Origin of the sequence: Pseudoalteromonas luteoviolacea S2607 (assembly GCF_001625575.1) — a bacterium.
GTDB classification, from domain to species: domain Bacteria; phylum Pseudomonadota; class Gammaproteobacteria; order Enterobacterales; family Alteromonadaceae; genus Pseudoalteromonas; species Pseudoalteromonas luteoviolacea_E.
This window is the reverse complement of sequence record NZ_AUXV01000056.1, coordinates 732,707-757,522: the sequence shown is the minus strand read 5'-3', so window position 1 is coordinate 757,522 and position 24,816 is coordinate 732,707. Positions and strand designations below refer to the sequence as shown.

Annotated in this window: 23 protein-coding genes; 9 read left to right on the top strand and 14 right to left on the bottom strand. The window is 40.0% G+C overall.

All coding sequences use genetic code 11. The features are described 5' to 3' along the window. Positions 1 to 227: 227 nt before the first annotated feature. From N480_RS20080 to N480_RS20065, 5 genes are read right to left on the bottom strand one after another with little or no spacing between them, the layout of a single operon-like run. On the bottom strand, positions 228 to 1,061 hold the full coding sequence (locus N480_RS20080; RefSeq protein WP_196761525.1) for a hypothetical protein: 834 nt from the start codon (positions 1,059 to 1,061) through the stop codon (positions 228 to 230). Next, on the bottom strand, positions 1,058 to 2,002 hold the full coding sequence (locus N480_RS20075; RefSeq protein WP_196761524.1) for a hypothetical protein: 945 nt from the start codon (positions 2,000 to 2,002) through the stop codon (positions 1,058 to 1,060). The genes N480_RS20080 and N480_RS20075 overlap by 4 nt, the downstream gene beginning before the upstream one ends. A 45-nt stretch (positions 2,003 to 2,047) precedes the next feature. Beyond that, a complete protein-coding gene (locus N480_RS25680; RefSeq protein WP_196761523.1) occupies positions 2,048 to 2,326 on the bottom strand; it encodes a hypothetical protein in 279 nt (92 codons plus the stop codon). Then, complete coding sequence (locus tag N480_RS20070; protein WP_063374205.1) at positions 2,319 to 2,867, bottom strand: NADPH-dependent FMN reductase; 549 nt, start codon at positions 2,865 to 2,867, stop codon at positions 2,319 to 2,321. The genes N480_RS25680 and N480_RS20070 overlap by 8 nt, the downstream gene beginning before the upstream one ends. Next, entirely contained in the window at positions 2,864 to 3,556 is a 693-nt protein-coding gene (locus N480_RS20065; protein ID WP_063374204.1) for a pirin family protein, read from the bottom strand. The genes N480_RS20070 and N480_RS20065 overlap by 4 nt, the downstream gene beginning before the upstream one ends. Before the next feature lie 137 nt (positions 3,557 to 3,693). Here N480_RS20065 and N480_RS20060 point away from each other — a divergent pair, with 137 nt between their 5' ends. Further along, on the top strand, positions 3,694 to 4,599 hold the full coding sequence (locus tag N480_RS20060; RefSeq protein WP_063374203.1) for a LysR family transcriptional regulator: 906 nt from the start codon (positions 3,694 to 3,696) through the stop codon (positions 4,597 to 4,599). Positions 4,600 to 4,747: 148 nt separating this feature from the next. On the opposite strand, the gene N480_RS20055 is transcribed toward N480_RS20060, so the two are convergent. The 5 genes from N480_RS20055 to N480_RS20040 all read right to left on the bottom strand — a co-directional run bounded on the left by N480_RS20055 (position 4,748) and on the right by N480_RS20040 (position 9,932). Beyond that, entirely contained in the window at positions 4,748 to 5,107 is a 360-nt protein-coding gene (locus N480_RS20055; RefSeq protein ID WP_063374202.1) for a response regulator transcription factor, read from the bottom strand. A gap of 82 nt (positions 5,108 to 5,189) precedes the next feature. After that, complete coding sequence (locus N480_RS20050; RefSeq protein WP_063374201.1) at positions 5,190 to 7,343, bottom strand: putative bifunctional diguanylate cyclase/phosphodiesterase; 2,154 nt, start codon at positions 7,341 to 7,343, stop codon at positions 5,190 to 5,192. Then, entirely contained in the window at positions 7,343 to 7,948 is a 606-nt protein-coding gene (locus N480_RS20045; protein ID WP_063374200.1) for a hypothetical protein, read from the bottom strand. The genes N480_RS20050 and N480_RS20045 overlap by 1 nt, the downstream gene beginning before the upstream one ends. Before the next feature lie 582 nt (positions 7,949 to 8,530). Next, positions 8,531 to 8,671, bottom strand: a complete 141-nt coding sequence (locus N480_RS25675) for a hypothetical protein (RefSeq protein WP_196761522.1) — start codon at positions 8,669 to 8,671, stop codon at positions 8,531 to 8,533. A gap of 478 nt (positions 8,672 to 9,149) precedes the next feature. After that, positions 9,150 to 9,932, bottom strand: coding sequence for a hypothetical protein (locus N480_RS20040; protein WP_063374199.1), 783 nt, complete (start codon positions 9,930 to 9,932; stop codon positions 9,150 to 9,152). A gap of 263 nt (positions 9,933 to 10,195) precedes the next feature. On the opposite strand from N480_RS20040, the gene N480_RS20035 reads away from it, so the two are divergent. Then, entirely contained in the window at positions 10,196 to 11,545 is a 1,350-nt protein-coding gene (locus tag N480_RS20035; protein WP_081231937.1) for an amidohydrolase family protein, read from the top strand. Between the two features lie 93 nt (positions 11,546 to 11,638). On the opposite strand, the gene N480_RS25475 is transcribed toward N480_RS20035, so the two are convergent. After that, positions 11,639 to 11,821, bottom strand: coding sequence for a hypothetical protein (locus N480_RS25475; protein WP_155732907.1), 183 nt, complete (start codon positions 11,819 to 11,821; stop codon positions 11,639 to 11,641). A gap of 586 nt (positions 11,822 to 12,407) precedes the next feature. Beyond that, a complete protein-coding gene (locus tag N480_RS20025) occupies positions 12,408 to 13,253 on the bottom strand; it encodes an alpha/beta hydrolase (RefSeq protein ID WP_063374197.1) in 846 nt (281 codons plus the stop codon). 415 nt (positions 13,254 to 13,668) lie between these two features. Between N480_RS20025 and N480_RS20020 the strand changes: the two genes are divergently transcribed. The 5 genes from N480_RS20020 to N480_RS20000 all read left to right on the top strand — a co-directional run bounded on the left by N480_RS20020 (position 13,669) and on the right by N480_RS20000 (position 16,809). After that, positions 13,669 to 14,142 (top strand): hypothetical protein, encoded by a 474-nt coding sequence (locus tag N480_RS20020; protein WP_155732906.1) that lies wholly within the window; start codon positions 13,669 to 13,671, stop codon positions 14,140 to 14,142. A gap of 124 nt (positions 14,143 to 14,266) precedes the next feature. Further along, on the top strand, positions 14,267 to 15,133 hold the full coding sequence (locus tag N480_RS20015) for a helix-turn-helix transcriptional regulator (protein WP_063374195.1): 867 nt from the start codon (positions 14,267 to 14,269) through the stop codon (positions 15,131 to 15,133). A 99-nt stretch (positions 15,134 to 15,232) separates the two neighbouring features. Further along, entirely contained in the window at positions 15,233 to 15,610 is a 378-nt protein-coding gene (locus N480_RS20010; RefSeq protein WP_063374194.1) for a hypothetical protein, read from the top strand. A 231-nt stretch (positions 15,611 to 15,841) separates the two neighbouring features. Then, positions 15,842 to 16,528, top strand: a complete 687-nt coding sequence (locus tag N480_RS20005; protein ID WP_155732905.1) for a hypothetical protein — start codon at positions 15,842 to 15,844, stop codon at positions 16,526 to 16,528. A gap of 47 nt (positions 16,529 to 16,575) precedes the next feature. Beyond that, positions 16,576 to 16,809, top strand: coding sequence for a hypothetical protein (locus tag N480_RS20000; protein ID WP_063374192.1), 234 nt, complete (start codon positions 16,576 to 16,578; stop codon positions 16,807 to 16,809). A gap of 457 nt (positions 16,810 to 17,266) precedes the next feature. Here N480_RS20000 and N480_RS19995 read toward each other — a convergent pair whose 3' ends face one another. Further along, positions 17,267 to 18,841, bottom strand: a complete 1,575-nt coding sequence (locus N480_RS19995) for a S8 family serine peptidase (RefSeq protein WP_063374191.1) — start codon at positions 18,839 to 18,841, stop codon at positions 17,267 to 17,269. Between the two features lie 454 nt (positions 18,842 to 19,295). Further along, complete coding sequence (locus N480_RS19990; RefSeq protein ID WP_063374190.1) at positions 19,296 to 21,311, bottom strand: tetratricopeptide repeat-containing sensor histidine kinase; 2,016 nt, start codon at positions 21,309 to 21,311, stop codon at positions 19,296 to 19,298. A gap of 244 nt (positions 21,312 to 21,555) precedes the next feature. Between N480_RS19990 and N480_RS19985 the strand changes: the two genes are divergently transcribed. Together N480_RS19985 and N480_RS19980 are read left to right on the top strand one after the other, a co-directional pair. After that, positions 21,556 to 22,398 carry a hypothetical protein gene (locus tag N480_RS19985; protein WP_063374189.1) on the top strand — a complete coding sequence of 281 codons (843 nt, stop codon included), beginning with the start codon at positions 21,556 to 21,558 and terminating at the stop codon, positions 22,396 to 22,398. A 309-nt stretch (positions 22,399 to 22,707) separates the two neighbouring features. Next, a complete protein-coding gene (locus N480_RS19980) occupies positions 22,708 to 24,708 on the top strand; it encodes a hypothetical protein (RefSeq protein ID WP_063374188.1) in 2,001 nt (666 codons plus the stop codon). The last annotated feature ends 108 nt before the right edge of the window (positions 24,709 to 24,816 follow it).

The window sequence follows — 24,816 nt, the reverse complement described above, 5'->3', positions numbered from 1 at the left end:
TTGTTTCTCTTTGTAATCTTGAGCAATTTGAGCCAATATATGATGGCGAGCCAGTAGGGGAGTTGGTTAAATATCTTGCTGATGCTGACATAAAGGAGCTAAAGCCCTTAATTGAATCTTTTTGGCGAATTGATTGCCCCTAGATAGGGGCGCCTTCTAGAGTGTGTTGAGCCAAATGGCAGACAGCTGTTTTGCTTGGTTAATAAACATGCACCACGTTGAGTCCACTACGGCTCGTCACTCAATGCGATTGGAATTTTTAAGTGTGACTTCCCTTGTTTGGCACTTTCGATCAAATCAGGCTGGTCAAACAGGCCTGTTATTCTGTTACCGGCAATGTCTTCGAGGATTGGGTCGATGAGCAAGATGTAAGACTCCTCTGGATGCCAAGGTTGCTTGGGAGTAAACACCCACCGTTTCTCTTGCTGCGCTAACTCTATGGAACCGGCAAGTGTTTTACCATCTCTGTTTTTAACTCGGATCCTAAATGCCAATGACGTGTGATCCAATGGTGACTTAAAATCAATCATTAAGGGTAGTTTTGAATTAGCAAGCGGTTGATTGACGACCCAGTCTGAAATAGTTGGTTTGCTATAAGTTGCCTGACTGGCTTTAAAGGTTTTCGTGTACTTTTGGGAGCAGTTGGTGAGATTAAGTGCGCCTGCGTCGATGACTAAGTTATAAGTCTTACCTGCCTCTAGTGCACGCCCTAAAGTGTTATGTGCGACTAAACCCGTTTTTACTCTTCCGGGGTCAAATAGCAGTGTTAATCGAGTTCTGTCCGGGCTCCAAAGGCTAAACCTGTTTTCAAGAAATACGCCATCAAGTCGCCTACCATACTCGTCAGTCAGATAAATGTGAGAGTGTGTATTTTCCGTTCGCATCGCGTGATTGAAATAGATATAAAATCTCAGCAGGTTTTCTGGCAGAGTATCAGCAGTCGGGTAGACTGCTGATACATGCACTTGCTTACGTATATCACCACATTGCGCCGATAACATGGCACTTGATATTGAAGAGAAAAACAATAAAGCGGCAAATAGCAGTGCACGATTCATCACTTTTGGGCCTCTTTTGCAAGTTCACGAGTCAGTTCAGGGTACCCTGCATCTGTTTTAAGTAGGTTTTGAAAGTGCCTAAACATTTCCTGCTCTGGGTAATATTGATAATCTTTAAAGTTATATTCACTGATAAAGTCATTGAGGCGGAAGTATGCGCCTTTTCTAAATGAGAGCAAATCAATATCGCCCGTCGTTATATTGCGCTTTAATGTCGCAATAAATTGTGCGTCTTGATCCGCAGCTTGAAGCACGCCAGATAAAGGCACGGGACGTGTTGGGACCCCAGCTTTTGCCCACATCTCAGGGGTCGACAGCCCCTGAGCTTTATTTGCTTTTGTTAAGTCAGCAACGCGAATTAAATCAGCACTTCGCTCTTTGTTAATAACCAGCACAAAATCTTCTTGTTTTTGGGTATGGTCTGTTGCAGTGAAGTGAATAACGTCTAAAGGGGTATTGCCATAGCCAAGCTCAGCAATGGTCTTTCCTTTAACATGTGCACCGTCAGATAAACTTGAAGTAGGGATGGTCACAAGGGGCGTACATGTGTACGCGGCAACGACTGTTTCGACGCCGTCTAAGTTGATCACTTCCATTGCCCTGATTGGCGCTCTAGTTTCTGTTTGATTGTGAACCGTGTGGTAAATTTCGATATTTGAACTGGTGTCTGAGTCGCTAAACGGGTACTCGACCTTTCGAAGTGTTGATGCAAACTCGCCAGTGGACAAGCTAGAAACGTAAAGTGTTCCATCCACATAATCTAGATCGGTAATGGTTAGCGTTGTCGCAGGAATATCTCGCCAAAATTTAACAGCGTCATCGGCAGTTTTTGTTAATGCTTTCACCGTATGCTTGTACTTATTGAGATTAACCTTCGTAAATTCGCCTTTTTGGTTTGCTTTAATGACCGCTGATACCTTCTGATTTGCGCTCAAATAAGACACAGAAATATATGCTTCTTTGCTCGTTGGGTGAATCGCAATGTCATGTTAGTTAACGGCTGTGGGCCTAACATTCAGTAGCGAAGCGATTTTTGTCCCTGCGCCTTCTAAATTGTAACTTTCAGAAGTTTTGGTGGAGGGTACTGAGGGTAAAGAGTACGCAAAAATCTGACCTAAATCCGAGTCAGCTACAAACAAAGTGTTGGAGTTTGCAAACTCTAAAATAGTCGCTGATATGGGATCAGCCCCGGCGTTAACATGCAACGTTGTAACGCTCAGAGAGAGTGCGATTACGGCACTTGTCACGTGATGTTGGATTTTAAACATGTTTTTCTCCAATGTGGTTTGTTAGGCTTTTGACAATGCTGTTTAATTCATTCTGAATTTGGGGGTTAGTAGGCTGCTGAGTTGATATGTCGAAGTTCTCATAAAAACTTGGCACTGAGAGGCTACCTTTGACAATCGCGCCCAGAAATTGAGCTGATTGCAATGCGGTGTTTAGCACGCTTGACGCGCCGCCGGGACCTGGAGAGGTTGATAAGAAAATGACAGGCTTGTTCTGATAAACGCTTCTCGAAATTCTACTGACCCAATCTAGAATGTTTTTAAAGGCGACGGTATAAGTACCATTGTGCTCTGCAAAAGACACAATCACGGCATCTGCACCGTTCATTTTTGCGATAAAATTCTGAGCAAGTTTTGGTTGGCCAATTTCTTTTTCTCTATCTTCGCTATAAATCGGGAGTTCAAAATCGTTTAAGTCCAGAATATCGACGTATGCGCCTTCGATTAGACTTGCTGCGTACTTAGCGAGTGTTTTATTTATAGAGTTTTTATTGCTGGATGCGCCTAAGGCTAATATGTTCATTTGCCTTCTCCTTGTGTGATTAAAACAAGGCCCAGATTTTCTATGGCTGTTAAAGACATGTTTTTGCCTTCAATAAGTTGTCCTTCTGTCACCTTTTTTCCGTTAATGGTTGCAGTACCGCGAGTGATAATGGCGACAAATGGTTTGGTTAAGGCCAATGTTTTGTCATCCTCGATAAAACCAATTTGACAATGCATATCACTGTCAAATGTGTCGCTGTCGCTACCACCTAAAACAGTCGTTAAACCTGTTTTATCGAGCGTGAAGTTTTGATAGGCCGGCGGGAGGCCGTTTCTAGGGGGTAAAAACCATATCTGGACGATACCTGCTTTTTCATCATTTACACTAAACTCGGCATGCTGCATACCTGTTCCCGCTCTTTGAACTTGAACTCCAGGACCGTTGATGATGGTGCCATCTCCCAAAGTGCCTTGATGACCTACACTGCCTGAAGTGATAAAACTCACGATATCAACGTCTTTGTGGGGGTGAAGTGGCGCGCCGTTGTTTGGCTTAAAGTGACCATAGGCAAGATAGATAAAGTCATCTAACCCATGGCTAATTTGAGTATTAGTGAGTGCATGTGGCCAAGCCTTTGGGCTCATCGCCATACGTGTTTCGACGATGCCTGCAAAACCGCCAATTGGCAGTGTCTGTTTGTCAATAATGCGTACTGCATCTGTGTTCATGTGCTTCCCCTTCAAATTGGAACTGAACAAAGAAAGGCAAAGAGCCCTTCATATTTATTGATAAGGAGTATGAAGTATGCTCTAGTGTCATAAATAGAGGTTTGATGGCATATTAGGTATGCCTGTGAGGAATGTAAGTGGATTCAATTATTGCGATGCGCTCATTTATAAGAGTGGTTGAAACAGGAAGTTTTAGCGCAGTGGCGATGGAGTGGAATACGAATCAAGCAACGATTAGCAAACGCATTGCGAGCCTTGAGAATAAATTAGGTACGAAGTTGTTGGTTCGTGGCAGCCGCAAACACACTTTAACTGAAGCAGGTAAAGTCTACTTTGAACGCGTGTCTAACATCGTAATGGAAATTGACGAGGCTGAAGCCGAAGCACGCTCGTTAACCGCAACACCAAAAGGGCACTTAAGGATTACTGTTCCAATGATGTTTGGGAGTATGTATGTTGCTCCGGTCATGTCTGAGTTTTTATCGCTGTATCCTGAGATAGGATTAGACATAAAATTTGATGAGAATATGGTGGATCTAGTCAGAGAAGGTATTGATGTTGCGATTAGGTTAGGTGACTTACAAGACTCGTCAATGGTTGCCAAAAATTTAGGCTATGACGAACTCATTATTGTCGCGTCACCCAAATATCTGGCTAAACATACGACCCCCAGTACATTGGGTGAATTGGCGCAGCATAATTGTCTGATTTATAGCTTATCTCCAAAGCGAGGTACAGTTTGGGTTTTTAGTGACCAATCGAAAACAACACAGGTCGAGGTTAAAGGCAATTTTCAATGTGACAATGGCGTGGGGTTAATGGAAATGTTATTGGCGGATGCTGGTATTGCCTTAATGCCAAAATGGATGGTTTACGAAGAGCTGGAGGCTGGGAGATTAATTCATATTTTAAAAGACTACTATAAGCGCTACCCAATAAGCGCCGTATTCCCAAAGGACCGCTATACACCTCTAAAAGTGAGGAGCTTTCTAGATTTTATGGCAAAGGTAATGAAAACAGACCCCGTTTTATCTAGAGTTTAGTCTGGATTTATCTTGATTGGGCTACGGGCGGAATCAAGGTGATACGGTTTTAAATGATTGGCTTTCACATCACAATCATTGCAAAGTCTGATGTGCTGCAATGCTAAGAGAGCTCAATGAGTTACTGCACAAAATGAATTTCTTTGTGTTATGTGCTGCTAGTACAAGTGAGAAAGTCGATTAACGCGTTCTTGAAGTGGGGCTTTTCAAGTAATTTTACCCCCCATTCTTGGCACTTGTCTTTCATCGGGAGTTGCTTATTGGCTGTGAGTAGCGCTATTTTTGCGTTGGGGCATCTGGCTTTTGCTTGCACTATAACTTCATCACCCGTGCCGCCGGGCATATTAAAGTCGATAGTAAAAATATCGTAGTTTGTTTGCTCTAACAACGCGATTGCATCTGCGGCGCATTTGGCCTCATCAATTGCGATGTCAGGGTACTCCTCTTTCAAGACTTTTTTTATTTGTGCTCGAGCGACTAAGCTATCGTCCACAACCAGTGCTTTCATCTACATTCTCCCATTTGACGCTTAATAATTAGTTTAGGATAAATCTTGTCATTCGTTAAAAAACATCCAATTGTTGTGTCGTTTAATTCGACTCAGCATTAAGTGCGTTTAGCCACTCGACAAAGTTGTCGACAGGCATTGGTTTGGCGAAATAGTACCCCTGAATTACATCACAGTGTTCAGCGGCCAAAAATTCGTTTTGTTGTTTTGTTTCCACGCCTTCAGCAATTAGCATCAGTCCTAGGTTTTTAGCGAGCCCGATAATGCTTTTGCAAACCTGAGCGGCTTCTTCATCATCGGGTAGGTCGATGATAAAACTGCGGTCAATTTTCAATGTATGCAAGGGAAAGCGCGTAAGATACGCCAAGGAGGAATATCCTGTCCCAAAATCATCAATAGAGATCACAAACCCTTTTTGAACTAAGCTACGCAACAGCGCAATGGTCTCGTCAGTCCGCTTCATTAACATTCCCTCGGTCAATTCGAGTTCAAAGAAGCATGTTTCTAATTGGTAACGATCAAGCACTGCCATAAATCGCTTAATGAAGGTATCACTAGAAAATTGTCTAGGAGAAATATTGACGCCCATTCTAAAGTGTTGCGGTAAAGTGTGTTTATACTGCGCTAAAAACTGACAGGCTTGGTCAAGAACGCTGTCAAATATCTGTTCAATAAAACCGCTGTCTTCCGCGATGGGAATAAAGTCAACTGGCGATATAAAGCCCTTTGTGGGATGAAACCATCTGACTAATACCTCCGCACCGTGTAATATTTTTTTGTCGGGGGAGAGCTGGGGTTGAAGCACGATAGAAAATTGCCGATTTTTAACAGCTAAGCGTAATTCTGCTTCAAGCTCTAAATGCTTTCTCGCATTTTCGTTCATTTTTTCTGAGAAGAACATATAGTTGTTCCGCGATGAGTCCTTGACGGCGTACATTGCGGTATCGGCACATTTAATTAAGTCATATGCGGTCTCTCCGTTTTCTGGGTAGGTGGCAATACCAAGGCTGCCGGTTACAAATAGCTGGTGGCCTTCAATATTGAAAGCAGGCTCAAAAACAGTAACAACTTTTTCAGCCACTTTGGCCGCATGCTCTTTATGTTCTAAGCTTTCGAGCAAGATAACAAACTCATCCCCCCCAAGTCTGGCAACTGTATCCAGCTCTCTTATCTCTTCGCTTAGCCTTGTTGCGACAAGTTGAAGCAATTTGTCTCCGGTGTCATGCCCCAAGGTATCATTGATGATCTTAAAGCGGTCTAAGTCCAAAAATATAATGGCCACATTATTATCAAAACGTTTTGCCCTACCAATTGCAGACTGAATCCTGTCCATTAGCAAAGTGCGATTCGGTAAGCTCGTGAGTTCATCAAATTTCGCCATAGTTTCGAGTTGTTGTTCATATTGCTTTCGTTCAGTGATGTCGCGCAATACAACAACAAAGTGACGTTGCTCTGACAGTTCAACCGTATTAACGGAAAGCTCAGCTGAAAAGCTACTGACTTTTCCGTATGGCGTGATTTCTAGTTCAATTGAGTCCGCATATTTGGCCCAAAGGGGCAGCATGGCAGCCATTTGGTTTACACCGCCATTGGCCTCGGATAAAGGTTGGTTTTTTTCTTTAAGAAATTGGTGTAGGTTGATGTTGTGTAAGGTGTCTGGCGCACTGTTGAGTAACTCGTTTGCAGTGTGGTTGAACATTTGTATCATACCGCCAGCATCGACGATGATGATTGCATCTTTGACACTTTCAAAAATTCCTCGAATGCGTTTTTCTTGCGCTTCAATTTGTTCTGCTTTGAGGTTGGCTTCTGTTGCCAATTGATGAAGTGCCGTTTCGCGGTTTACGCTTTCTGAGATGTCGATGATTTCTATCAGACAATACTGTTCATCCACATTAATTGGTTTAATTTTAACGACTTGAGAAATTAGTGTGCGTTCGTTTACTGATTGTTTATCACGATAAAAAGGAAATGGGGCTGGGTTGAGTTTATTTGATAATATAGCTGCACGGCGCAAATTCAGTGCTTTTTCCATCGCTTTGTTTAGGCGTGGGGGAAGATTGGGAAATACAACTGTTATGGGCTTTTGTTCTATATTACCCTCAACCGTACAGTGCTCTTTTACCCAATCATTAGCAAAGACTATTTCCCGGCGACAGTTTATAACTATCATACCGAGATCGGTACGATTGATTGCTTCGGTCAAATACTCAGGAGGTTTATTGCCCTGTGTCATTAAAGCCCCAATTCAGATAGCATTTGATTAGTTTTTTCTAAAAAGTCTTCAATGACTAAAATGTCTTGTACAAATAAAATATCGCCTCTGACTTGGCTATCTTTGATTTCAAAATGCATACCTACAGACATGACAGTATCACCTACATAATACTTATCCACGAGAGTTTGAAAGGAGCCTGAATAGGCTGATGGCATGCCTGTACTGATAGATACGTGCATCATGTCGCTGATTGAAGTGATAATTGCATCAAGAATGATGCTGGATATTTCTGTGAGTGATTCAACTTCTAAAGCCGTTAAGGTGTCTGCGCCACTTGTTTCTTTGAGTACCTTTCTGACTAAATTTAGGCTGTGCTGAGCTGGAAACAGTAAAATACCATTGCATTCCATACCGCCTTGAATTGGCAACACGACGGCCGTGACATTACGATCTGACTCAATTTGCAGCTTTTCGAATATGGCGTTTTTTTCGAAAAGGTCAAAATTCGGAACAGACATCAAGATTTCTTCGTTAATCATATCGTTAAGCTCAACAATTGCTTCACCCAGTCCGACATTGAATAACTCTTTTATATAGTCTATTTGTAATTCAGAAAGTTGCATCCAAATACCTGCTATGCATGGACATTGTTGGTATGTCAATGAGGTCATCTTATATAGCAAGCCTAGCAAACATCTGTACTAATACCAGTCAATTAGATAACAATAAATTATTATAGTGAGGGAAATAAACCTATAGAAACGTAAGCGTGAGAGTGTGGTGACGTTGAAGCGCATCAGAAAGTTTCCTGCTTCACAGGCTATTTATTTATCTGCGTAGAAGTCTAATAGAGTGCTGCCTACAGGACATACTTTTACCAAAATAAGCTTGCGATGCTGTATTTCATGTAAAAAATGGATTATGTGATCTTGCTGGTTAGGATTGAAAAATTGGTTTGTAAATAAACGTGAAGGCGGGCTTGGGTGTTTATATACCGAGCTTTTTTGCTTTCGGGGTGCAATGAGTCAGTGAAACGCTTTTAAAGTGCCAAGTTTGGACTACATACTAACCAAGGAAAAATTTGGTTAGACACCCATTACATTAATACTGGATGCCTTTTCATTTTTTGCTTTGGTCAAACTGCTAACAATCTTAGTCTTCTTAAAATATTTTTGAATTGCTAAGAGCGCTGCTGTCTGCACGAGCTAGCTTTCTTTACTCTCTTTTTCTTTTAACTTTCTATCTTGATCGAAATGCCATTTTACGGCGAAATATCCAGCAACGCCTAACGCGATAACCTTAACTGCCATAAAAATATAAGGGAAAAAATCTGACCAATGATCCATCGCATATCTCCATGCTATTACATATCAAAAACTTGAATGAAGAGCGATGCTACAAAACTGCAATGTTTGTCGTCTAAAGCATTGGAGAAGTCAAAAAGTTGTTTTGATTTTTCTATTCCAACGCTAAGGCTTGATTCAGATCATAGAAGACCGCTCACTCGTCGCGATAATATATTCAGCTGGAATAAGTTTGTCAATCTATAATTAGAACGTATAGAACATTTAGAAAAAAATGAAAGTTCATGTGTGGTACTCATTTTAGTGTAACTGCCTATTTAATTACTCGCCGGTCTAAGTTCCCTCTTTTGATATTTGAACACTATCATTCCAAGTTAGACGCTTCTGTCATTTTAATTGACGACTAGTATCGAAAGGTACCGTGGTAAACGAGCAAGTGTGTTGTTCGAAAGTAAGAAGATGTGCAATTAGGGCCAGATATGCTCTAGCCCTAGAAATTTATCAAGAGTGAATGCTCTTTTTAGTATAGGTGTTTTAGTTCGTCAGGAACCTGTGTTGAGATATTGGCAACGCGTTCAGCTTTAGCATCAATACCTACAAAGGTCGTTACATCATTACCGGGAACACATAAGGTAGTGGTAATTGGGCCCGTAGACTGGTCTGCCTGAGTGAAGTTAACCCTTTTAATGCTTGATGCTGTAGTGTTTAGGACCGCTAAATTCATACAACCAGCCATCATTGGAAATTTGACACCATACTCGCTCGTATATGCAGGAACTCGCGCAATTTCAAAACCTGTGTTATTCGCATTTTTAGTTGTCTGGAGACTTGCTCGGCCGTAATTACTGACCTGTAAGGAAGAGCGACCATACACATTTAACGTCGATGTTGGTTTCTCTTTATTCAGATAATAAAAGTGTACGTTACTTGAAGGGATTAAAACTGTTGCAGTTGGCTCTTGAGCGTTTACATACATCCAGCTAGAGATCTGTTGAATTGAACCGTTGATAGAAGCTCTTCCCCAGTGAATATTAGACAGGGTCACTGCGCCACTCATGTTTTCTATGGTACACGAATCTTGATGATACGAAATAATGCATCGGCCGCCATTACTCTGATATTGATAGTCTAGCAATATGTCAAATGAGAATGCATTCTGGCCCATAATCGGCATGGGCACGGAATGTGTTGAGCCGTCAGTAGTTGCAGCTAATTTAAACGTAATATCTTGTCCTGCATTAGCATTCAAGCCGAGTGTTAAAGTGGTTAATGCGATGCCAAAGAAGGCTGTTTTTGAAGTCATTGTTTGTCCTTAATAATTGTTTTAGCGCGTGTCCTTATTAGGCCTAACTCTGATAAAAAGTGTTACTAATTACCAACAAAGTTAGGGTATTAATCAACGCTACTATATTTATCTATTTTAGAAACATAAGGGTAAGTATTAATTATGTTTCTTTCAAGTTAAATTAGTGTGTCAGCGTGGTTTTTTGCAACCAATTTTTTAAAATTGTAATTAAATATCAGCAAGGTATAGTGAATTCAAGTCTCTTATAAAGGAATAACATCATGGCGTTTGCACGGTTGCGTTTAGTCTTTACTTCGGTATTTTTGTTAGTGAGCACACCCTTGATTGCTCAGGATGTGTTATTTAAATCTGCAAATGTGCTAGATATTAAATCTGGAAAATTTAACAAAAATCAAGATGTGCTCGTGCGGGGTGGAAAAATCGTACGCATTGGTAAGCTCAAAGCTCAGCCAGAAACGATTATAATAGCGTCTGCTGAAAAGTACCTAGTACCGGGGTTTACTGAGATGCATGCTCATGTGCGCCCTTTCTGGGGTGGTGATAGTAAATTGCATGAGCATCTATTTCTTTTCAATGCATTTGGTATTACGACAATTAGAGGGATGCTGGGGCACCCGTCACATCTTAAAGTTCGTCGGCAGCTTAAAGATAATGAAATCTCAGGACCTAGGCTGATTACTTCGGGACCATCTTTTAATGGAAATAGCATAGTTAGTAAAGGGCAAGCGGCAAAGCGTGCTAAAGCACAATTTGAGAAAGGTTACGATTTCATCAAAATACACCCAGGTATGAGCGATGCCGAATTTCAAAGCGTTGCAAAACAAGCGTATGCGCTAAAATTTGACTTTAGCGGTCACGTAACCGCTGAAACAGGCATACTTAAAAGTATAGAACTTGGCCAAGGTACCATTGAGCACTTAGACGGTATTTTTGCAGAGCTTTCTCTGCGTTCTGGTAATCGAGATTTCTCTGGTATGGGGTTTTTTGGCACTGGACTAGTTAATACAATCAATAGAAAGCATATTAAAGACCTAGCCAGTGAGCTTGCACAATCTAACGTGTATTTAGTACCTACACAAACCATGGTCTGGGGATACGTTTCTCCTGAAAGTCCTGCTGAATTAGCACAGAAACCAAGATATAAATTAGTGACAGACTCAGAGCTTAATAACTGGAAAAGAGCAAAATCACGACTCCAAAATGATGAGTATTATTCTAAAGAGCTAATTGCAGAGTATATGGCAATTCGTTTGGAGTTTTTAAAAGAGTACATTCAGGCTGGAGGACGAGTTTTGTTAGGTGCTGATGCTCCTCAGGTATTTAATATACCTGGTGATTCACTGCATGAGGAAATGATGTGGATGCGGGATGCTGGCATGTCCTCCATTGAAATTCTGCGTTCAACTACCATACAGCCAGCGAAGTTTCTCAAGCGAGAAAGTGAGTTCGGCAGTATCAAAACCGGAAAGTCCGCAGATTTAGTATTACTCGATGCAAATCCTTTAGAGGATATCTCTAACACCCGTGAAATAGCTGGAGTTATGACAAGAGGAGTGTGGCTAAGTAAGTCCGAAATTGGCAAAAGGCTGGCGGATATGAGGCGCAGGTAGTGTGATTAGTATATGGTGCACAAAGTAGGGCACGCGCAGCTTTAACAATTTGCGTGCCCCATTTTGCATAGAGCTAACACGATGTTTGAGTTGCTAGCTTTTCTTTGGTTTATCATTGCGCAAACACTTTGCGATTTCTTCTGCGTGCATACGAGCGATATTTTGCATATCGCCAATGGCCATAATATTGTAACTAGAGAAGGTTGATTTTCCGAAGGCACCAAATTGTTCATCGGTTACAACTGCTTCTGATTCCCCCCCCGCCTTTTTCAGCAAACATTCCGAACATTGCTCTACTAAAATCAGAACGCATGCGATAGCCGTTGACGCGTATAGTTACATGACTACCGCCTGCTTTTTTATAGATAGCGTTGCTTTTAAGTTCTTGCTTTAAATAAGGTTGAATTGCATCTGAAAAGTACTCTGGTGCTTCGGTATTATTATTTGTAATTACGATATTTGAGCAAGTTGTGGGCTTTGAGTGGTTTGCTTTTATAGCGTGAGAGATTTTAGTGGAGCTAGAGCATGCTGTAAGTAGCATTGCAATAGTTAGAATGTTTATTTTTTTAAACGTATAATTTCATTCTTAACAATTTAAAAATTGGATTGGTATTAATATAAATAGGCTGTCTAGTTAATGCTTTTAAAGTTTGACCAATAAATTCATATTATGGAAATAAAATATTTTTCACTAGGTCCGCTTTTTCAAAATTCTTAATTATTATAAACGGCCATGATTTTATGGTCTCAACTCGTTGGGGGTTAGGTTGTAACACGTACCTGACGGAGATAAAAGTATCAATACTCATATGTGTGATGAACATTGATACCTATCTATTGTTGCTTGCACAGCTGCACACTTTTATAAGTGTGACAAGAAGGTTTGGTAAGCTGTTCTAACGTCTTTATTTTCGAACATATTATTGTGGCCAGCTTCGTCTGCAATCACAAGCTGCTTATTTTGACTCTGACTCGCCGAAAATAACCCATGCGTAAGTGCAATTGGGGTTTGTTCATCTTTCCCTCCACCAATGACCAATAAAGGGCCTTTGTAGGTATCTTGCAGAACTTCTTTGTTATCAACAGTATAAAACGCTTTATCTACTTGAACGTTAAAAAGCATTTTTGTATACCAAGGCATTGCCTCGTCGACCCATTCAGTGATATTGGTTGCAGAGCCTTCCATAATGAGGCCGTCAATTGGTTGTTGTTTAGCTACTTGTGCGGCAACAAAGCTGCCCAATGAGAAGCCATGTACAATAAGCGTGCTTGCACCTAGTTGATCTTTAGTGAATTGATAACTTAAATTGGCATCTTTGATTAGATTGGCAATGGTTGCTTTTCCTTTGGTAGCACCAAGCCCTCTTCTATCAAAAATAACGATATCAAACTGGTATCGTGCAAGATTAATGAGCGCGCTTTTTGCGGCATCTTCTACACTCATGCCATTGCCTGGGATGTATAAGATAGTTTTAGTGGTTTTGTTATTATCTAAATACAAACCATTTAGTTCGATGGACTCATCCTCTACATATAGAGTAATAGGTTTAACGTCATGATTTGGTGTACGGTCGTTAAGCTCATCGATGAATGTTTTAGAGTACGCAATTGTAGACTCATCTTGTGCTATGAAATCTGATTCCTTGATTTGTGTTGTACAGCCAACAAGTAAAGCTGAGAGGCTCAATGTTGTTATTATTCTTTTCATTAAGTTGTCCTTGAATTATATAGTTAAATTGATGGCCATTATTAAATGATCTAATTAGATATCAATATCTATCACACCATTATGCTAATAACATAACTGGGTAATTACAATAATCTAATATATGTAAATATGTAACATGCTATGAATTGATAAAGTAATGTTGGTACGCAGTTTAAACGTATTTTTGCTGGTTTCAGCTAGGTGGTGAATTGATAGATTTGCATTATTGTGTGATGCGCATCTGTGATAAAGTATTGCTTGAATTATATTGAAGACAGTTCGCTAGCAGTATAGCAATAGTAGTGACTAGTTCGATTGTGAGAATTAAAGTATGTTCTATGATTTTAGTATTATTTATATTTTAATTTTAGCCTGTGAGGTGGCGTTTTGGGTTTTACTTTTTTGTGGGTTTGCTGTGCGGTATCTACTCGATAACAAAAAGTTTAGCCTTTACATTCTCGCGAGTGTGCCTGTAGTAGATTTGTTCCTTTTAATATTTGTCATGTTAGATCTCAACGAAGGGCAAAGTGCAACATTTGCTCACGGCTTAGCTGCTGCATACATAGGCTTTACGGTTGCCTTCGGAAAATTGCTTATTACTTGGGCCGATAAGGTGTGTGAAAGCAAGTTTAAGGGTACTGACTATACTGAGACAGCTTTAATAGGGTGGGCCGCCGTAATAGATGATTTAAAGCTCTGGGGTCGCTGCATTCTTGCTGTCGCAATAATTTATACGCTACTTATTTTGATAACTGCTTTTGTTAATGATCCTCAGAAAACACAGGCACTTGAGATTTGGTTCAAGATACCGTTTTTTACGGTGTTCATGTGGTTTATTTTTGGGCCTCTTTGGAGTCTGGTATTTTTTAAGCGCTCCTCAAATCGTTAATGCGGTATATAGTTTTTACACGCAGAAGTTGCTCTTATATTTTGATATGTTATTGAGCCAATGTTTTTACTAAGCCCAAACGTATCCAGCTAAAACCCGCTAAAAAGGAGCGATAGCTAAAATTATGCCTTCTACGCAAAATTCGGTGTTTAACGGTATTCAATATCATGGTCAAACAGTGATGGGCCTGCGCAGGTTTAATGCACCTTATACATATCAAGATGGATTAGTGAACGAGGCGAGAATTGTTCATGTGTTCAAAGGGCAATCTTCTCTTATTTGTGCGGGTAAGGCATTTTCATTGTCGGCTGGTGATACGCTGTTGATGAAATCTGACAATTTCATCAACAGGTGGTTGGAGAGTAACCAAGGAAATAGCGTGGAGTTTGCAGGTGTGCGATTGACGCAATCGTTTGTACAGCAGCTTTATCTTGATTCATTGCCGTCTAGGGTGGACGGTAACCGGGTTGAACTGAACACTGTAGGTACTTCGGCAATAGTCCTGTCGGACTCAAGGTTACTTGCTAGCTATTTTGCGTCAATCAAGGGCTACATATCTCAATCTGATTTAATAACTGAAACGTTAGTAGCGCTGAAAATACAGGAGTTGATAGAGCTGATTATAGCCAGTGACAGTAGTGGAACTGTGTTAGCTTTGTTGAACCAACTGTTTGTGCCAAGTCAACCTGTATTACAGCAAGTGGTGAAAACCCACCTATACACGCCTTTAAAAGTGGAAGAAATGGCTTTTTTATGTCACATGAGTCCTTCAACATTTAATCGTAAGTTTAAGCAAGTTTATGGTACAAGTGCTAACAAGTACCTTATCAAAAAGCGTCTGGAAAAAGCACAGCAACTTTTAAAGCTAACCGATAAAAGTGTGACAGAAATTGCGCTAGAGTGTGGTTTTGAGGAGCTGAGTTACTTTTCTCGTATTTTTAAACAGCATTATCAAGTGGCACCTTCACAATTAAGAAAATGTAACGATTGATTGAAAAGTGCAAATTCTTAGCTGGATAATGCAAGTGCTTATTTGGTGACAAAGCTAGTATGTAAATCATTAAATCAATACGATAAAGGTTTACATATTATGATTAAATTTGCACAAATCCTATCTGGGTTATTTGTACTAATCCTTGGTTCGGCTGCGCTGGTGACAATGTTATTCCCCGAATTAATAAACCAACCAAGCGGATTTAATGCAGTGACAAATTACGGTTTCACTAATTTACGGACGCTAGGCGCGCCGACTTTGAGTTTGGCAGTGATCACTGCAATTGGTGCTTACAAAAAAGATTGGCTACTTCTATTACCAGCAACTATGTATTTCTTTTTCAACTTTTTTGCTAGGGCTATCTCAACAATCATTGAAGGATATGAACCGGTGATGTTGTTTGGTTTGGTCATGACATTGACACTTTTCATATTGTCGCAGGTTGCGCTACATGGTTTTAGAAAATCAGCCTAGCGTTTTACTTAAGTTTTAATCGAAGAGGTGCTTTGAAAGTGCCTTTTTTGCTTTCTATCTATTGTATGCAGTAAATCGCTGTACATAAGTCCTTATTAACCCACTGTAAACCCTACAGGGCGCCGAAGTGATACGTAGATGTAAGCCTAGAGTGCCGCCTTTGAGTATTGTCGGTAAGCATCCCTTGAGGAACTCAATGACGTGCTGGCTGACATGGGCCCAACGAGGTATATGTACAGTTATGTTAATGAGCATGAAGGGTGGCAAGCCGCAGGTAAATGTATTGACGAAGCTGTAAACGTATTTGGCGATCTTTTATCAGATGTAGATACGGAAATGCAGGAGTTATCGCAAGAATATCGATCGTCTTACACAATCTCTGATGTTATTGAAGAAAAAGACAAAAGCGTCTTGGGCCAAGCTTTGCAACACACCTACCATCGCGGCAAGGTTTTGCACGATTGCGCATTCGAAAAAGGAAAATCGTTCATTGAAATGGATTACCAGCCGGCATTGCAAGCAATAGTGGACTCGGAGTTTTCCCATGCCGTATTCTATAAGGGTAAAACTGTCATTGAAAATAGAGTTAAGGTAGCCGATAGATTAGTTGATACTGTTGGGGGACTGGTTGAGAATAAGGTTACAAATAATATAGATGAGATAAGTCAGCTAGCGGCTGAACCATATAAAGGAGGGCGCACAAGAGCTGACTTTAGTCTAGACAAACACTCTCAACGCGAAGGGAGTATTTATTCATCTTCTAGCAGAAAAGCAAGAGTTCAGAATAAAAAAGCTCAAGATATTGTAGACGGTATTCTTACGACACCTGAAACAAAACTAATTAATAAAACAGCAAAGAAAAATGGGCAGACCGTTCCCGTTGTCGATGCAGTAGCACCTGATGGTAGAATAATTTGATTTGACCCAAGTGAAAATAACTTATCAGGTTTTAGGGAGCCTAACAAATGAACAATAAACTAGGCTATGGCCTGTTACATTGTGATGATAGGGGTATTTTTTATGCTGAATTAATGTACGACAATAACCAATGGGGAGAAATAGTATTGTGCAGCGATTCTCAAAAAACTACGGTTACGATGTGGGACTGTAACTTTACTGTTAGCACGAATGACTTAATGGAGATGTTGAATAAGGCATCGATTCACCTTATTGAGTTTGAGGCAAGTAGGAAAGATTAGATGTTACAAACAGTAAAGGTCTAGGTATTTCTTTCAAAGATAAAACAGCAAAAGAAATCGTTGAAATGTATAAAATTATGGGCCACCTAAAGTTTTTATGCAAAGAATTCAGTTCTACATGGAGGACAATCAAGCTGATACCTGTAACGATAATTACATTGAATTGGTTAATAAATTTATGCAACAAATGGAATGCTATATTGAAAATATAGTTGCATAGGCTTGCGATTTATATAAATAATAATCAAAGCCCTTCGGGGCTTTTTCTTTGCCCACAAACCTATTAATCACACCCGTGTTTAGTCAAAAACTGACGGTGTTGATTGCCTTGCTGAGACGGTGGTGCTTTCATTCTGGGGTGTGGCAGAAGTGACAAAAGCAAAGTATAGGGTCAATTTTAGAATGTGCTTATATTGATAAAATCAAATAGCGGGGGAAGCCCCCGCTGAAAATTTTGCTATTTATATGCGTAGTTTAACGTTACACCACTGTAGTTATTGTAACCATATAAACTAATGTGCCACTTTCCTGAACTAGGGTTGGTAAACACACACTGTTCTTCATTGCCATTTTTCCATGGACGGCAGGTATAGTTATTTGCATCAGGGCGTGCATTATATCTCACATACAGGTCTGCATCGCCTGTTCCGCCAGTGATTTGTAAACTCATTTCTTTCACGCCTTGTGGGATATCCCATGTGTAATGTGTCCAGCCATTTTGCGTCCCTTGAAGGTTTGGCAAAGCGCCATTTACTGGCTGTACGCCGCCTGGGTCGCCACCGCCTTGACATCCATTAGCTGCAATATGGTCTGAGGCATCTTTGGCTTTAACAATACCGTGGCCATAGTAGTTGTCCCGACCAGCTGCGCCTTTATCTTTGGCTGTGGCGTTGAGTGCAGCGCGGATCTCTTGGTTTGTACACTGGGTGTTGTGGCTCCAAACAAGTGCTGCAACACCTGCAACGTGAGGGGTTGCCATTGATGTGCCACTTAAACTTCTATAGGTATTGGTAGGATAGGTAGAATTGACACTCGAGCCCGGTGCTGCCATTTCAACTTGGTCATTGTACTGTGAGAATGAAGAGCGCGATTCATTTGACGTGACAGATGCAACAGAAATAACAGAATTGTAAGACGCAGGGTAAGACTTTGAGCTATTTCCGTCGTTACCCGCAGCGGCTACGAGCATAAGTCCGCCGTCTACGAAGTTTTGCATTGCCGTGTTTTCGCTATTTGAGTAGTTGCCACCACCCAGACTCATATTTACAACATGTGAGCCCGCGTCTTTACATTGTTGGATTGCTTTAACAAGGTCTGATGCGTATGTCCACTGACCATTATCATCAAAGATTTTTACAATGTGCAGATCCATACCAGGATACACACCGACCACGCCCTGATTATTATTTTCAGCTGCGATAGTACCCGCAACGTGGGTGCCGTGGCCATTGCCGTCATTGTTCCATCTACCTACGGCATTGTTATTCGCATTTCCGGTCACATTACCATATGGCAAATCGGGGTGGCCCAAGTTGTAGCCAGTATCAATAACACAGACTTTCCTTGCAGAGGTGTTGGATTGCGATAACAGATGACCCTGCACCATATTAATGCCATAAGGTGTGCTTTGGGCAAAAGGCGTGATGGTCTGTTGTGATTTTATAGCAGGGGACAAATAGCGCTTAGGGTCTATTTCTATGGATTCAACGGACGAGAAGCCGCGTAGTGTTTTAAGGCTGTATTCGTCTAGATGTGCAACCATCGCTTGTTGCTCACCCAGTGAAAATAATGGTTCAGCACCGGCTGTAAATAAGTAATTTAGTGCAATGAAATCATTAAAGTTTGTTTTTCCACCTGAAAGGTCTTGCTTGAATCGAACAATATAGCGTTGATCTTTAACTGATTTAACAGCGACCTTTTGCGTGTCAGAATGGCCATCAAATACTGGGGCATCAGCCATAGCTGACAAACTGATAGTAGATAGCATGACTGTGGAAATGGTCGAAAGTTTAAATCGCTTGTTGATACTCATGTCTGTTCCTTATGTTTTACATGTTTTTCCTACTGATTATTCACTTGAACATCAGCTCTGTAATACAGTGCATACAAGCGGTTCAACTACTTGAGCCTTTGACTGAATAGGCGCTTTACTGCGATAAACTTATCAGCAATTTGGTGTGTGTTTCTAAATAACTTTAAGCTTGGAACGGTCTAAAAACAATATGTAAGAGACCAAATACTTATAATATTTTTGTTTAAAATTTGATCAAAATGATATAAATATTGAAATGTAATGTAAAAATACGGTTTTTTTGGTGCACTTATTAGAAGAAATTTTGAGGGAATGATGCTAAAACGCGGCCTTTAAATTGCACTCATATTTACGATTACTATCAAATGGCAAAATTCAGACCCCAACTAGTTGATTGAGGCTTGTCTTCCATTACGGCCTTGTTGGCTGCTACAACCTATTTGCTACACTGTCTCTATTCGATGTTCTTGGGGATACGTACGATAAACTTAGCGCCGGTTGGTTGGTGTTCATAGCTGATTTCACCTTTCAAAACATGTACAACTGAGTTGTAGGCAATGTTCAACCCTAATCCAAGGTTGCCTTGACCTAACTGACTTGTATAAAAGGGGTCAAATATATGCTGCTGATCTTCTTCACTAATGCCCACACCGTTGTCTTCATATATTATCACTACCCACTCGTCTCGCTCTTTCACTTCTATTGAAATATTGCCCGCATGTTGTGTTGCAAAGCCATGGGTACAGGAGTTGTTGACCAGTTGAGAAATCACCTTCAATAATATTTCAGGGTGAGAGTGGAGTTGTACACTCGTACCTATCACCTCTAGTTTAATGCCTTTTTCGAGGCTTTGGGCAATCAACCCACATCTTTGCGTGAGATAATCAAGTACTTCAAAATTAACCGCTTCACTGGTATCTAAATTTGCGGCAATCATTTTAAAGCGTGCGATTAAATCAGCAGCACGGGCTGAGTTGTTGGCCGTCATTGCGAGCATTTCTGACGCGTCTTCAAGAAAGGTTTGCAATTGTTTGGCACTGAGCTTTTTACCAGCTAAAAGCGCAAGGATCTCCTTTAACTTATCTTCTAGGCATGATGCGGATGTCACAACCAAGCCTAAAGGGGTGTTAAGCTGATGTGCCATGCCAGATACCAAAGTCGTCATAGCCGACATTTTTTCGGACTCAAGTAATTGCTTTTGCGTTGACTTGAGGTTTTCAAGTGTTTCGATTAACGCTTTGTTTTTCGCGTTTATTCTACTTACAAAATACAGTGTTAACAGTGCGATTATTAGTACGCCAGCTAAAACTAAAATCAGTTGATTTCTTGCCGCTTGGGTATTGATTTGGTGCAGCATATTTTCTTGTGTAAGCGTTGCTATGTCTCTCTCTTTTATTGCAAGGTTCATTTGAGCGGCATAAAAAGCGACCCCAATCTCTGCTTGTCGTTGCAAAAAATCAAACTTATTTTGCATGAGCTGTTGGGCGGTATTGAATGCACTTTTCCATTGTTGATTTTGTTGAAAGTAGTTAACTAACAATTCATATGCTTGCGCCTTCTCTTGTAGACGAGCATGTTGAGCGCTTAAGGTGATAATTCCTTCGAGGATAGATTCAATTCCTGTTTGCTCACCTTTACTAATCCTAAGCCTGATTAAGTCAATTTTAGGTCCAATACTGTCTGCGATTGCATTGCTATGTTCCCTAATTTCAATCGCTTTGATCAGGTGACTTTCTGCCAGTTCATATTGTTTGAGTGCTAAGTATGTGCGGCCTAAATTATGATGAGACCAAGAGCTGTGATATGTAAGGTTATTTTCCTCTCTTAAACTGAGGCTATTTTTGTGAAGTTCGAGTGCCTTTTTGTAATCTTTTAAACCTAAATATGCTTCACCTAAATTGTTTAGCCCAACCCCCATTTGTTGAGGCAAATTTCTACTTTTAGCATCTTGGTAGAAGCGTTCGAAGTAGGTTTTTGCGTCTTCAAAGCGGTCTAACTTAAGGTAGACATTTCCAATGTTATTCTCGGTCTGACGCAAATATAGGTCTGTGTCCATTAAAGCCGCTAGTTTATAACTCTCTAAGTAGTTCTCTAATGCACGCTCATACAGACTCATTCGAGTTAACGCGCCAGCTGTGAGGCTATAGTAGCTATATAGAATCGTCGGATCAGTAACTTGAATGCTCATTCTTTTGCAAATTGATAGGGTAGAAATGGCACTGTGTACATCATCGGTTTGGATTTGAAACCAGGCCTTTCCATACAGCAATCTGATTTTTTGTCTAACCGAAAGCTGTGTATCGTATCTCTTTAAAATATTGTCTGTGGTAGCAATAGCTGTTAATGGTGATTGCGCAGAAGCTTTTCTTATCTCTGTTCTGAGATCTTCGAACTCAGCTTCAGTGAATGGGGCTGCAAAAACACTTGCAGTAGCTAACCATAATAGCCAAATGGCACAACGTACAAACATCAATCGTTGACTCTCTGAATAAACTACTAGTCGTTAAGCATAGCAGTTGTTTTGCCATGTGCATTAACATTTTAATAATGTTTTTTATTTATATAATTAATTTTTAGCTGGTTTTAGATTGGTGAATGGCTTTTATTTTCTTGATTTAATTTACTTATGTTATTTGTTTGACTTGGTTTTTTTAATATATATAATTCGCAGCGGCATAGAGGGGCTATGCTTATATTTAATAAAAGGACGACACATGCTTAATAAAGCAATTCTAACTTCAGCATTTATTTTTTCTATCTCGGCTCAAGCTTCAATTTCAACATATAATTTAACACCTGTGGCTAAATCTCCTTTTCCATTGATCTATAATGAACTGGATGCTAATGGTCTTGATTTAAATAATAAAGAGCTAGGTTATTTATCTGAGTTTTCTAAAGCATATGTAGATGTTTCAAAACATTTTGACTCTATTGAGTCTATTTGTTTTGAATTGGATACGGAGTATTCTGGTAACGGCTCAACACCTGGTGAGGCTGGTGTTACACTGTACAAGTATTTCGTTTATAGTGATACGTATAGAGGTGATAATCGCCAAAGTGGCCGGTCAAGTAGTTTAGCAAGGCCAACTTTCTCAACGTGTTTTAATGAAAGTGAAGGTTTTTCTAAAAGTTTTATTCGAGAAGGCAAAATAGCTTTTACGCCATACACAACTGATTCAAGCGTAACCATTCGTGATCTGCGCATTCAGGTCAGTGGCGTGTCTAAAATCAAGGGTGATTTAGTTACCTTGAATGCACAATTAAATGCGTTAGGTGCGGGTTCAGGTGAAGTGTTAACACATAGCGTTGAACCAAATTTTACTTACTCTTTAGAAATTATGGAGAATAACGCTTCTTATAATAACTTAGGTGGTAAGTATAATTCAGTAGGCATGAGTTATATAAATATCGATGGCGATAAAGAAGTTAAAGTTATTAACGAATCAAGCCCTGTTTATATTAAACCGCAAAGTGATGTTTCTTTATTTTTGATTGGTGAATCTACATATTCTAGAGGCAGCATTTCAATTAACATAAAGAAAGTTAATATCGACTAGTTTAGCAGGTTTTTATACATAGTAATGAGCGCTTAGCTCGTTACTATGTTTTTTGTAATTGTTATGTTAATTTTTATTCTCGGTTATTTACCAAGTAAGTCATTTCAATAATTCTGAATTTTTACATTCTATTACATTGTGTCGAATAAGCTTATTGATGTTATTTTTAAGATGTGATCTTGCCTAAATGTTGTTCGAAAAGTTGGTCTATCATGAATTTTATTTTGCAACATGAATATTTTCCTAAAAAGTTATGTTCTAATACTCGCCGATTACAAAATGATATAAAGTTAATACAGGAAGATATTAATGTTTAAATATTCAAAAGTTGCCCTAGGACTAGCTACTTGTTTTGCACTAACTGGTTGTTTAGAAGTTGAAGACGATAGTAATAAAGAAGTTGCAGATCGTCTTGATAGCCAAAACCAGATTTTACAGCAGCAAGTTGACATACTAAAAGAACAGCAAGCAAACACAGAAGCGCCTGCGGTTGTTGTTGGTAAAGTCGTATCAGCTACCGACGGTGCAACTGTTGCAGATGCCAAAGTAAGTGTATTTGTGAATAACGCATGGACTGCTGCCGTTTCAGTTGCTGAAGACGGTACATTTAGTATTGATGGATTACCAGCAAGTCGAGATATTGTTGTTAGAGTAGCAAGTGAAAGCAATGCGTTTTTGACTAGACACTTTATGACAACCACAAGTGGCTATGTTGCTGCAGGCGTAGACTCGACAATTGATCTACTAAACCTAGAAGTTTCAGAAGGTGTTACAAAAGAGTTTAGTATCTTAGACTCAAAGAGTGAAGAGGTTGTAAAAGGTCTGACTATTTGGGCTGATGACCTTATCGCAACGCACAACTCTTGGAAAAACCTTCAGTTTGTAAATTTTGCAAATGAGGAATTTGCAACAAAAGCGACATTCAATGAAGAAAAGGGCGTGTACCAAATTCAAGTCGCTAAAGACTTACCTGTTGATTTACTGTTTTCGGCAGATGTTGACAACGACGGCAACGTTGATTACAGACATGAAACGCTTCACGCAACCAATAATGGACACGCTATGTTGGCGCGTGCAGCAAATGTAGATTCAACTCACCAGATTTATTTAGACGCTATCAACGCACATGAATTCACCGTTGCTCTAACCGTGTTAGATGAGTCAGGCAATGAAATGAAAGTAAGACGTGTTGTTGTTGAAGGCAATGAGCGTGGTGCTGATAATGCAGTGTATGATGAAGAGTCTAAGCAGTATGCTGTTGAAGCGAACTTCTTTGGTGAGTTAGCGCTAATGATCCCTAGCTTTGAAGTTGATGGGGTTGTTTACCAATCAAGAAACGTTAGAGTTAATTACAGTGAATACAACTCGGCATATAGCGTTTACAATGGCGATACTCATTATCAAGCTGAGTTATCTGATGATACGCTGAACATTGTTACCAGTTTAGAAAGTTACATTCCTTCAGAAGCGAGCGTGAAGGCTGTAAAAACTGTACGAGCTAAGAGCTTAAAAGACAATGCAGTCCAAATCTATTTCAACGTTCCGGTTGAACTTGTGGCAGACGGTATTTCAACTCAGGCTTCAAACCAAGTTGTAGTTTCTGGTGGTGGCACGAGTTATACCGAAACAACTTCAACAGATGTAGCACATAATGCTGTTTTAGATTTGGATAACACGCGATTAACTATCACAGCAGATGGCGAGTTAGAGGCTAACTACGAATATCGGGTGAATGTTAGTTCTGTAAAGAATCTAGTTTCAGGTGAAACTGAACATGTTGGAGTTTATGTGTCACATGATTACCTTTCGAAAGGTACTGATTTTGATATAAATACCCTAACTGCAGATAACTTTAACTTTACTACCAATGGCACGCCAATCGTTGCGGCCAACAGCGCTGGTGTTCCCTCAACGGCAACTGATTATTCTAATGACATACGTTTTATTCTGCCGCAAAACCTTAATTCAGTAGAAAACCTTACGCTTAGAATTGATTCATATGTGATGAACAATACGTCAGTTACTAATGAAAACCCTAATGAGGTTGAGGTCGTCCGAAACGGTTATCACAATAACACTTACGGTGAATATTTGGCCAATGTTGCGAACAATGAACATTATTGGGGCTTAAGTGCTGGTGCAAATGTAGAGAATGGTTTTTACCGTTTTACAAGATCTTATTACACTGATTACTTATCGCTGTCAGATAACAAAACTGGTAACGCAAACTCAGTGACGGTTTACTACAGCTATCAGCTAAAGAGTAATGCTGAAGTTAAAACAGGTACTCTCACTTTACCTATCAACTAAGCTACACTCAATGCTAATTAGTGTTGGGAAGGTTTTGACACCTACTCAATAAATTGAAAGCCCCGGTGAAACTGGGGCTTTTTTACATCTGCTCTACAGCGTTTTTTA